Raw genomic sequence first — 9,892 nt, 5'->3', positions numbered from 1 at the left:
CTTCAATCCGCACCGCAATGGTTTCACCCTCCTTCGAGAGATAAGCGCCCTGGGTCGTAACAAAAAGTGTGTTGAGGTGCTTTTTCATATACTTTTCAAAACTCCGGACAGATACCGCTATAAGCCCAGTCATCGCCCTTATTAACCATTGATGAAATCTTTCATCTTGAAGAGCTTTTTTACAAACTCTTTAGCATCCTTTCCAAATACTGGGATATGGCCCTCAGTCTCTCCAGGCCATCGCTTTGAAAGCATCGCATATATATATTTGTGAGATCAAGAGAGTCCATATGCGGATTATTTCGTACCATTTTTATCTCTTAATTTCACCATCTCGGCTCTCCATACGCCTACTGCCTTCCAACCCTCTCATTGTGGTATGCATAGAGTCTCCGGTCCCGTGCAACTGGCCATAAACAAATATAGACTTGCCAAAACAACCTTCTCGTCACCTACTGCTTGCCATAAAGCAATAAAATGCTTGACTTATCCTCTAAAAATGTATTATTTTAGACAAATTTTTTAAGGGTGAACTAATGAAGACATATTTTCCAACAGAAGAAGATATCGCAAAAAAGGACTGGTATGTAGTGAACGCGGACGGCGCAACACTGGGACGGCTCGCCGCCAAGGTGGCCTCTATACTAAGAGGGAAAAACAAACCCACCTATACTCCCCACTCCGATATGGGAGATTTTATTGTAGTTGTCAATGCAGAGAAGGTAAAACTTACGGGTCACAAACTTGATCAGAAGACCTATGAGAAATACAGCGGATATCCCGGAGGATTGAGGGTCCAGAACGCACGGACCATGCTTGCCAAGAAACCGGAAGACGTGATCATGCTTGCCGTGAGAGGGATGCTTCCAAAGAACATCCTGGGGCGGAAACTTCTCAGCAAACTGAAAGTATATAGAGGAAATGAACATCCGCACAAGGCTCAGCAACCGAAAGTATTAGAGTAAAAGGAGATATAAGGTGCCTGATAAAAAATACTACGCAACGGGAAAAAGAAAGACTGCCGTGGCTAGGGTCTGGATAAAACAAGGCTCAGGTAATTTCGTCATTAACGGCAGGACGATTGAACAGTACTTTCCCCTCGAAGAATTACGGCTTATGGTCAACAAGCCTTTCCTCCTCACTGGCCACCTAGCGAAATTTGACGTGGTAGCCAACATTTATGGCGGAGGTGTACCTGCTCAGGCATGGGCATTAGGTCATGGCATCGCAAAAGCCCTTATGGGATTCAACGCCAATTTAAGAGTGACTCTTAAGAAACAGGGGCTCATCACGAGGGATCCTAGATCGAAGGAAAGAAAGAAATACGGTAAGAAAGGCGCAAGGGCAAGCTTCCAGTTCTCCAAGAGATAATCCTCTCATGTGGAACGTAGGTATAATAGGAGCAACGGGTTATACGGGACTCGTGCTTATATCGGCGCTTGTTTCTCATCCTCATGTAAAAATTTCACTTGTCACATCGAATACTTACAGGGGCAGGAAGATCTCCGAGGTCTTCCCGCTCCTGAAGGGCATTTTTGAAGAGCGTCTTGAGCCGACAGATGAGTTGCATAAAGGGAAATGCGATGTCTATTTCCTTTGTCTCCCTCATGGAAAATCGATGGAGATGGCAAAATCCATCTTCGACGGTCGTGCGGTGATCATTGATTTGAGCGCTGATTTCAGATTCGAGGATGTGGAAATCTATGAAGGTGCGTATGTCCCTCACACGGCACAGGAGCTAGTGCCCCACCTCGTATATGGTCTCCCAGAACTCTATCGGGAAAAAATCAAAAAGACCCAACTAATCGGAAATCCGGGGTGCTATCCCACCTCCGCAATTCTTGCCCTTTACCCCCTTTTAAGGGAACATCTGCTTCACGGCGACGTATTCATTGATTCAAAGTCAGGGGTAAGCGGAGCTGGGCGGGAAGCAAAACTGGGAAGCCTCTTCTGCGAAGTGTCAGAAGGATTCAAACCTTACGGTGTTGGAGTCCACCGCCATGAGCCGGAGATTCAGAAAGAGGTACATAAGTATTCCCATCTGAAAGTCGCTTTCGTTCCTCATCTTCTTCCCATGAACAGAGGGATCCTGACAACAATTTACGGAAGACTCAGAAATCCCGCTGCAACAAAGACAATAAAAGAGCTCTACGAGGAAACGTACCGCGAAGAGCCTTTCGTCAGGGTGCTTACCGAAGGAACATATCCCGATACCCGTTTTATCCGGTACTCCAATTACTGCGATATGAGCCTTAAGGCATTTCATGACGGGAGGATCGTGATGATTTCCGCCATCGACAATCTCGTGAAGGGGGCATCAGGCCAGGCCATCCAAAATATGAATATTGCCCTCGGCATAGATGAAAAGGCTGGGCTCTCAGGAGTACCTCAATATCCTTGATCCACGCCACTGGGAACTTGTCCGGTTGCGGGTCTATAACGGGCTTGATGGAGCCAAAGGAAAGGCACCCGATATTGAAAAATATTATAAACATAGACAAAGCAAGGTCTGACTGCTGGTTACACGCGTGCCATTGCCGGATACAATAGAGACCTACACGCCATAAAATCTAATTGACGCCACCCAGCAGCCTTTGTAAAATAGCCTCATTCTCCTTATTCTAATATATCGGGAGCTAAAGACAACCAAAAACAGGTGCTTTAAGCAGCACCTTACAGGAAGGCGTGGGATCCCAGATGCTTCGTTCCAATGATGTCCTTAGTTTCCTATTGGAAGGCTTGTTTAAACAGAAATATGACTGGTACGGTTTGTCTGAAGTGCGCCTGCGCCGTTTCAGTTGACTATTACCCTATTTTCTATTATGTTATTAGGCTATGTTTGAGAAATTACAGGAAAGATTAGAAAGTACATTTAAAAAACTCAGAGGCTACGGGAAACTTTCAGAGGCAAACATAAAGGATTCCCTGAGGGAGGTGAGGATTGCTCTCCTTGAGGCGGATGTCAATTATAAAGTCGCCAAGAATTTTCTCGACAAAGTCAAAGAGAAGGTGCTCGGCGAAGAAGTACTCTCAAGCATAACCCCCGGGCAGCAATTCGTAAAGATTGTCTTTGACGAATTGTGCGAACTTCTGGGCAGTACCAACAAACCCCTTGATGTGGCAGGGTCTCCTCCCGTAGCCATTCTCCTTCTCGGCCTTCAAGGTTCAGGAAAGACGACCACAGCAGGAAAACTTGCCCTCATGCTCAGGAAAAAAGGGAGAAAACCCCTTCTGGTTGCAACGGATGTGTACAGACCTGCAGCTATCGACCAGTTGATCAAACTGGGCAACCAGATCAACGTAGCTGCATTTTATCTTAAGGATGTCAAAGACCCTCTCGCCATCTGCAGGGAGTCCAAGGCATATGCTATGAAGAACGGGTTTGACACCATGATCGTTGATACCGCCGGTCGGCTCCACATTGATGACGGAATGGTCCGAGAAATAGTGGAACAAAAGAAATTCCTGAACCCTCGAGAAACCATTCTCGTCCTTGATTCAATGACCGGTCAGGACGCAGTTAGCATTGCTGGAACTTTCAACGAGAAGGTGGGGGTAGACGGTATTATTCTCACCAAGCTTGATGGAGACACGAGAGGTGGCGCCGCCATTTCTATAAAAGCGGTGACAGGCAAGCCGATAAAGTTTGTCGGGATGGGTGAAAAACTCGACGCTTTGGAAGCTTTTTATCCGGAAAGGATGGCATCCAGAATACTCGGCATGGGAGACGTGGTCTCCCTTGTAGAGAAAGCGCAGGATGTTTTTGATGAAAAAAACGCCAAGGAACTTGAGAGGAAGATCAGGAAAGATGAATTCACCCTTGAGGATTTCAAAAATCAGTTGAAGCAGATGAAGAAACTCGGATCAATGGAGTCAATCCTCAACATGATCCCGGGCCTCAACAAAATGAAAGGGGCGATAGACTTCGGAGCGGCCGAGAAAGACATGAAAAAGATTGAGGCCATAATCAATTCCATGACCCGGAAGGAGCGTCTTAATCCCAATATCATCGACGGAAGCCGAAGAATAAGGATCTCTAAAGGCAGCGGGACTAAAGTTCAGGACGTGAACGATCTCATGAAAAAATTCATGGAAACCAAAAAGATGATGAAAAAATTTACAAAAGGTGGTTTGAAAGGTCTTCAAAAGCAGTTATTATTAAAATAGGAGGTGACAGTTTGGCAGTCAAATTCAGGTTAGCAAGATACGGTTCAAAGAAGAAACCATTTTACAGAATTATAGTAGCTGACAGCAGGTCCCCGAGAGACGGGAGATTCATCGAAAACGTGGGCACATACGACCCTCTCAAGGATCCAATACAGATAACACTCGATAAAGAAAAGATCAAGGCTTGGTACACAAAAGGAGCAAGGCCCACAAAGACCGTTGAGAATCTATTTCAGAGGGAAGGAATGTTCAAAGAGCCAGCATAATAAATCATCATGGAGGTGGGATCGTGTTGAAAGAGTTAATCGAATACATCGCAAAGGCATTGGTGGACAATCCCGATCAAGTTAAAGTCTCCGAAATTGAAGGCGAGAAAACATCCGTGATAGAATTAAATGTTTCCAAAGACGATCTTGGGAAGGTGATTGGTAAACAGGGCAGGACTGCGAGGGCAATGCGAACCATCTTAAGTACAGCTTCAACAAAAGTGAAGAAAAGGGCGGTACTGGAAATAATTGAGTAATGGAATACATTTCTGTCGGTAGGGCGCTTGGAACCTACGGCATAAAGGGTGAGATAAGATTCAGATATTACAACGAGGTAAAGGAAAATTTTCTGAGATATAGCTCTCTGTTTCACAGGAAAGATGACCTTTACGAGGAACTTGAGGTAACAGGAAAAAGGTTCCAAAAGGGTCTGTTCTACATCAAATTTAAAGGATTGGAAAGCCCTGAGGAAGTCTTCCCTCTCGTGAACAAGGAGTTGTTCGTAAGAGAGATGGACCTTCCTCGTTTAGAATCGCACGAATACTATGATTATCAATTAGTCGGTCTCGACGTAACAGACCGGAAGGGCGACAGGATCGGGAAAGTGAAGTCTATAGTTCATACGAAAGCAAATGACCTGCTGACCGTGTCGGTCGGCGATGAAGAACTGTTCATACCCCTCATTGAAGAAGTTGTCTTGAAAATAGATCTTGAAGGTTCGTCGATCATAGTCGACGGGAGCGCTACTGTCTCATGATCTTCACCATTTTTACGCTGTTCCCCGGTCTATTTGCATCGCCGCTCCAAGAGAGCATCATTAAGAAAGCTGCGGACAAAGGAATTCTGCAGTTCAACATAGTGAATATACGAGATTTTGCCGAGGACATTCACAAGACATGTGATGACAGTTCGTATGGTGGAGGTCCTGGCATGGTCATGAAGGTAGGGCCTATTCATCGTGCCGTAGATTATGTGGAAAAAAACTTAGGGAGATCAAAAACCATACTGCTTACGCCCCAGGGCAGAATATTCGACCAGTCTATGGCGGAACGGTTTTCCATGTTGTCACATGTGAGTCTGATCTGTGGCCGCTACGAAGGCGTGGACGAAAGGGTGCTCACTTTCGTGGACGAAGAAATTTCGATAGGAGACTATATTTTGTCGGGGGGCGAAGTGGCAGCCCTGGTGCTGATAGACGCCATTTCTCGGTGCATCCCGGGAGTATTGGGCAATGAACAATCCGCCGTCAGCGAGAGCTTCCACGAGCATCTGCTTGAGTACCCCCAGTATACGAGGCCGGAAGAATGGGAGGATATGGCCGTTCCACCAGTGCTTCTTTCAGGCAATCATGAAGAGATAAGAAAATGGCGGAGACAGGAAGCTATAAAGAAGACGATACTGAAGCGCCCCGACCTGATGGAGAGATTCATTCCAACGGAAGAGGACGAAGGCTTCATCCGGAAAACCATGGAGGACATCCATGAATAACGTTAGCATAGCGGTAATTCACTATCCCGTGTATGATAAGAACGGCGCGATTGTGGCCACAAGTGTGACTAATCTTGAAATACATGACATTGCGCGAACTTGTATGACATTTGATATTGGTTTATGCTATATTGTTACTCCTCTCGCAAAACAGAGGGAAATTGTCGGCAAGCTGGTGGACCACTGGCTTAATGGATACGGGGCCACGTATAATCCCGGGAGAAGTGAAGCCCTGAAAAAAGTCAGAGTCGTCAGCGATTTTAATTCAATGGTCCACGACATCAAGAGCGATCCACTAATAGTGGGTACCTCTTCAAGAGAGAGGCAAGGAAAGACAATAAGCCCGGACGAGTTGTTCCTCCGCATGGAGACTGGAGATCGGCCCGTTCTTATCCTTTTTGGGACAGGATGGGGGCTTTCGGAAGAGGTGGTAGACAGGTGCGATAAAATGCTTATGCCGATCAAGGGAAAAGGCAATTATAACCACCTTTCCCTGAGAGTGGCAATTGGCATAATTCTCGATAGAATATTTGGCGAAAGAGGAGGATGGGATGAACGAGATAATTGATTTGATAGAAAAAGAACATATGAGGCTTGACTTGCCTGAGATCGGCGTGGGCGATAATGTGAAAGTCTACACGAAGATATTTGAAGGGGATAAAGAGAGAATCCAGATGTTTGAAGGGGTGGTCATCAGGAAAAGAGGCGGAAATACGAGAGCAACTTTCACGGTCAGGAAAGTCTCATACGGCGTGGGCATAGAAAAGACATTTCCCGTAAACTCACCCCTTATCGACAAGATAGATGTTTTGAGCAAAAGTAAAATAAGAAGGTCTAAACTTTATTACCTGAGGAATCTGCGAGGCAAGGCGGCAAAACTTAAAGAAAAACGGGTGTAATGGGTTGCTGTCTGCTTACAGGCCTGATAGGAGCAGTAGATGAAGCGGGGCGGGCGCCTCTTGCTGGTCCTGTGGTTTCGTCCTGTGTAGTATGGAAAGGGATGCCTGAAAGCAGAAGAAATGTCAAAGATTCGAAACTCCTGAGCGAGAAGCAGAGGTTGGAATTGTTTCCGTGGATCGCGGAACATGCCTACGCCATAGGTGTAGGAATTGCAACCCACAAAGAAATCGACAAGATAAATATCCTGAGGGCAAGTCTTCTTTCTATGGAGCGGGCAGTACAAAACGCATGCGTCCGGTCCCCAGACCTCCTCCTTATCGACGGCAATGTGGGCATAAAAAATTTCCCCAATGGAAAACCGATTGTAAAAGGCGACCGGAAGTGTTTCTTTATTGCGAGCGCTTCCATCATCGCCAAAGTAGTGCGTGACTCCATAATGGAGGTCTACCACCATATCTATCCCCGATACAATTTCAAGCAGCACAAAGGGTATCCCACTAAGGAACACAAAAAAGCTATCGGAGATTACGGCGTCCTGCCCATACACAGGAAGACATTCCGAGGTGTAAAGGAATATTGTGCCAAATAAGAAAGAAACAGGCCGAGAGGGAGAAGACACAGCCATTGCCCTGTTGAAGCACAGGGGCTATAAAATAATAGAACGAAATTACAGGAGCTTCTTGGGCGAGATTGATATTATCGCGGAAGACGGAGACTGCCTGGTTTTTGTGGAGGTAAAAAATAGAAACTCTTCGACCTTCGGCGAATCTCTTTTTGCCATCGACAAGAAAAAGAGACAGCATATGGTCCGGTCCGCCACGTACTACCTTAAGGACCACAAATGTCTGGATAAGAAGATTCGTTTTGATGTAGTGGGCATAGACAGTGGACAAGCGAAAGTGGTTAAGCACGCGTTTATAGTGGAAGAGTGGAACAATAACTGATACAAAACAAAAATAGCTCTTGACTATTATGGATAAAAAGATCTTGGAACTGCTTACAAAAGTGCGGGAGGGGAAAATTCTTGTCGCAGAGGCATATGACGTCTTAAAGGGGATGCCATTTGAAGATCTGAAGCATACGAAGATTGATTATCACAGGACCGTCAGGAAAGGGCTCCAGGAGGTAGTATTCGGGGAAGGGAAGTTTACGAAACAAATTCTCGATATAGTCGACTCCATGAGAAGAAATGACACGGATGTTCTTGTCACCAGGGTGGATGGAAAGGTGGGCAGAAAGATCCTTGAGAAGTTTCCTGAGGGAGTCTACAATGAGAATGCACGCTGTTTCTATATAAAGCAGGATGACACTATAAAAGGAAATGGTACGATACTCGTGGTCTCCGCCGGCACCAGCGATTCCAAAGTCGCGGAAGAAGCCTATGTCACCGCCTCTTTTTTCGGCAATAAGACTGAGAGGCTCTATGACGTGGGTGTTGCCGGCATCCACAGGTTGTTCAATAATTTTGATGTTCTGAAATGTGCCCGGGTAATCATCGTAGTGGCAGGCATGGAAGGCGCCCTACCATCCGTAGTGGCAGGCATGGTGGGCGTTCCTGTCATCGGCGTGCCCACAAGCATAGGCTACGGGGCAAGTTTCGGCGGACTTACGGCCATGCTCTCCATGCTGAATTCGTGCTCCACCGTTTCAGTATTCAACATCGACAACGGTTTCGGCGCGGCCTATTTTGCGACCCTCATAAACAGATTATGAAGATCCTTTATTTGGACCCGATCCTCGGAATAAGCGGCGATATGGCCATGGCAGCCATGGTGGACGCAGGCGTACCATTCGGCGAGATTGAGACGCTTCTGAACAAGCTGCCGCTCCCCATACCAGCCATCGTCCCGGTGAAGGCCAGGCAGGGTGTGATAGAAGGCACCCATATGGCCATTGATGACTCGGACATCCATCTCTCTCCCGGGGATATGATAAAACTTATTGATGGTCTTTCCACAGAAGACTATATAAAGAATGATGCGAAGGCCATGCTTGACATCCTTGTTGACGCGGAATCAAAAGTTCACGGTGTTACGAAGGAGGAGACCCACTTTCATGAGCTCTCACACATCGACACTCTCATAGACGTGCTTTCAATGGCCAAAGGAATCAGCCACCTGGGCATAGACAAGGTATTTTCGGGACCGATCCCTCATGGTAGGGGCACCATAAAGACGGCACACGGCATTGTGCCTAATCCCGCACCGGCAACAGTGGAAATACTGAGCGGACACAAGACGGTGTTTCTTGATATTCCCGTTGAGCTCACCACGCCCACGGGGGCCGCAATCGTGAGACACTATGTGAAGGACCACGGAATGGCGCCGTCCATGACCGTACAAAGAGTAGGGTATGGTCTCGGCTCCTACAAAACGGAAAAACCAGACGCCCTGAGGATATTTGTTGGCGAAACCACATCGCCCTCAAGTGACGAGGAAGTCTGGGTGATCGAGACAGATCTTGATGACATGGAGATGGAATATTTAGGCACCGTAGCCGAGAGATTGAAGGCAGAGGGAGCCATTGATGTGCTCTATTTTCCCGTGTATATGAAGAAAGGGCGCGTGGGCGTGAGACTTTCCCTCTCTGTTCCCGACGAGCGACTTCAGCGCCTCGTGAGCGCTGTCTTTCTTGAGACCTCCACCTTCGGCATGAGACTGAGGAAGGAAGGAAGGAGGGTACTCAGGAGAGATCAAAAGACGGTAGAAACCAAGTACGGCCCCGTACGAGTTAAACACGGTTATAATGAGGAAGGAGAGTTCCTTAAATCCCACATCGAATTCGAAGACGTAAAAAAAATCGCTGAAGAAAAGGGCATACCCTACAGGGTGGCCCTTGAGAATCTGAAGAAAGAAATTTAGGATTGCCGCCAGGATCAACCCCATGAAGAATACCTATCCGCCGGACTCAATCCCGACACTACTCTCACAAATGTCTTCCACTACATTGCGCCGCAGTCTCCGCAGAATTCTCCAAGACATTTTCACCCCTCACTTTCGCGTTGTTCCGGCCAGTTCCAGGGCATTGGTCGCGAAATGCGCACGATTAGGAACGGGAACGCCTAACCTCAC

At 46.9% G+C, this 9,892-nt stretch carries 14 protein-coding genes; all 14 read left to right on the top strand.

The features are described 5' to 3' along the window. Positions 1-536: 536 nt before the first annotated feature. The 14 genes from rplM to larC all read left to right on the top strand — a co-directional run bounded on the left by rplM (position 537) and on the right by larC (position 9,682). The gene (gene rplM, locus LBQ00_07220; GenBank protein MDR2018644.1) at positions 537-965 is read left to right on the top strand and encodes a 50S ribosomal protein L13; all 429 of its coding nucleotides are present in this window, start codon (positions 537-539) and stop codon (positions 963-965) included. Between the two features lie 13 nt (positions 966-978). Continuing rightward, complete coding sequence (gene rpsI / locus LBQ00_07215) at positions 979-1,371, top strand: 30S ribosomal protein S9 (GenBank protein MDR2018643.1); 393 nt, start codon at positions 979-981, stop codon at positions 1,369-1,371. Between the two features lie 7 nt (positions 1,372-1,378). Beyond that, a complete protein-coding gene (gene argC, locus LBQ00_07210; protein MDR2018642.1) occupies positions 1,379-2,401 on the top strand; it encodes an N-acetyl-gamma-glutamyl-phosphate reductase in 1,023 nt (340 codons plus the stop codon). Between the two features lie 434 nt (positions 2,402-2,835). Then, positions 2,836-4,167: a signal recognition particle protein gene (ffh, locus tag LBQ00_07205; protein ID MDR2018641.1), complete on the top strand. Its 1,332-nt coding sequence runs from the start codon at positions 2,836-2,838 to the stop codon at positions 4,165-4,167. 11 nt (positions 4,168-4,178) lie between these two features. Beyond that, positions 4,179-4,433 (top strand): 30S ribosomal protein S16, encoded by a 255-nt coding sequence (gene rpsP / locus LBQ00_07200; GenBank protein ID MDR2018640.1) that lies wholly within the window; start codon positions 4,179-4,181, stop codon positions 4,431-4,433. 23 nt (positions 4,434-4,456) lie between these two features. Continuing rightward, on the top strand, positions 4,457-4,690 hold the full coding sequence (locus tag LBQ00_07195) for a KH domain-containing protein (GenBank protein ID MDR2018639.1): 234 nt from the start codon (positions 4,457-4,459) through the stop codon (positions 4,688-4,690). Further along, complete coding sequence (gene rimM, locus LBQ00_07190) at positions 4,690-5,190, top strand: ribosome maturation factor RimM (protein ID MDR2018638.1); 501 nt, start codon at positions 4,690-4,692, stop codon at positions 5,188-5,190. The genes LBQ00_07195 and rimM overlap by 1 nt, the downstream gene beginning before the upstream one ends. After that, positions 5,187-5,921: a tRNA (guanosine(37)-N1)-methyltransferase TrmD gene (gene trmD, locus LBQ00_07185; protein ID MDR2018637.1), complete on the top strand. Its 735-nt coding sequence runs from the start codon at positions 5,187-5,189 to the stop codon at positions 5,919-5,921. The genes rimM and trmD overlap by 4 nt, the downstream gene beginning before the upstream one ends. Continuing rightward, the gene (locus LBQ00_07180; GenBank protein ID MDR2018636.1) at positions 5,914-6,489 is read left to right on the top strand and encodes an RNA methyltransferase; all 576 of its coding nucleotides are present in this window, start codon (positions 5,914-5,916) and stop codon (positions 6,487-6,489) included. Before trmD ends, LBQ00_07180 begins: the two co-directional genes overlap by 8 nt. After that, entirely contained in the window at positions 6,473-6,820 is a 348-nt protein-coding gene (rplS, locus tag LBQ00_07175; GenBank protein MDR2018635.1) for a 50S ribosomal protein L19, read from the top strand. The genes LBQ00_07180 and rplS overlap by 17 nt, the downstream gene beginning before the upstream one ends. Beyond that, entirely contained in the window at positions 6,820-7,410 is a 591-nt protein-coding gene (locus LBQ00_07170) for a ribonuclease HII (protein ID MDR2018634.1), read from the top strand. Before rplS ends, LBQ00_07170 begins: the two co-directional genes overlap by 1 nt. Next, the gene (locus LBQ00_07165) at positions 7,400-7,765 is read left to right on the top strand and encodes a YraN family protein (GenBank protein MDR2018633.1); all 366 of its coding nucleotides are present in this window, start codon (positions 7,400-7,402) and stop codon (positions 7,763-7,765) included. The genes LBQ00_07170 and LBQ00_07165 overlap by 11 nt, the downstream gene beginning before the upstream one ends. Positions 7,766-7,793: 28 nt before the next feature. Further along, positions 7,794-8,534: a nickel pincer cofactor biosynthesis protein LarB gene (larB, locus tag LBQ00_07160; protein ID MDR2018632.1), complete on the top strand. Its 741-nt coding sequence runs from the start codon at positions 7,794-7,796 to the stop codon at positions 8,532-8,534. After that, complete coding sequence (gene larC, locus LBQ00_07155; protein MDR2018631.1) at positions 8,531-9,682, top strand: nickel pincer cofactor biosynthesis protein LarC; 1,152 nt, start codon at positions 8,531-8,533, stop codon at positions 9,680-9,682. The genes larB and larC overlap by 4 nt, the downstream gene beginning before the upstream one ends. Positions 9,683-9,892: the final 210 nt, after the last annotated feature.

The organism is Syntrophobacterales bacterium (assembly GCA_031274925.1).
In the GTDB taxonomy this organism is placed as follows: domain Bacteria; phylum Desulfobacterota; class Syntrophorhabdia; order Syntrophorhabdales; family Syntrophorhabdaceae; genus PNOM01.
This window is presented reverse-complemented; position numbering and strand designations above follow the sequence as displayed.

Excerpts from the sequence above, each read along its gene's own strand:
- rplS (MDR2018635.1), top strand. The coding sequence starts at position 6,473 with ATGAACGAGATAATTGATTTGATAGAAAAAGAACATATGAGGCTTGAC.
- LBQ00_07180 (MDR2018636.1), top strand. The coding sequence starts at position 5,914 with ATGAATAACGTTAGCATAGCGGTAATTCACTATCCCGTGTATGATAAG.
- larC (MDR2018631.1), top strand. The coding sequence starts at position 8,531 with ATGAAGATCCTTTATTTGGACCCGATCCTCGGAATAAGCGGCGATATG.
- rimM (MDR2018638.1), top strand. The coding sequence starts at position 4,690 with ATGGAATACATTTCTGTCGGTAGGGCGCTTGGAACCTACGGCATAAAG.
- trmD (MDR2018637.1), top strand. The coding sequence starts at position 5,187 with ATGATCTTCACCATTTTTACGCTGTTCCCCGGTCTATTTGCATCGCCG.
- rplM (MDR2018644.1), top strand. The coding sequence starts at position 537 with ATGAAGACATATTTTCCAACAGAAGAAGATATCGCAAAAAAGGACTGG.
- ffh (MDR2018641.1), top strand. The coding sequence starts at position 2,836 with ATGTTTGAGAAATTACAGGAAAGATTAGAAAGTACATTTAAAAAACTC.
- larB (MDR2018632.1), top strand. The coding sequence starts at position 7,794 with ATGGATAAAAAGATCTTGGAACTGCTTACAAAAGTGCGGGAGGGGAAA.
- argC (MDR2018642.1), top strand. The coding sequence starts at position 1,379 with ATGTGGAACGTAGGTATAATAGGAGCAACGGGTTATACGGGACTCGTG.
- LBQ00_07170 (MDR2018634.1), top strand. The coding sequence starts at position 6,820 with ATGGGTTGCTGTCTGCTTACAGGCCTGATAGGAGCAGTAGATGAAGCG.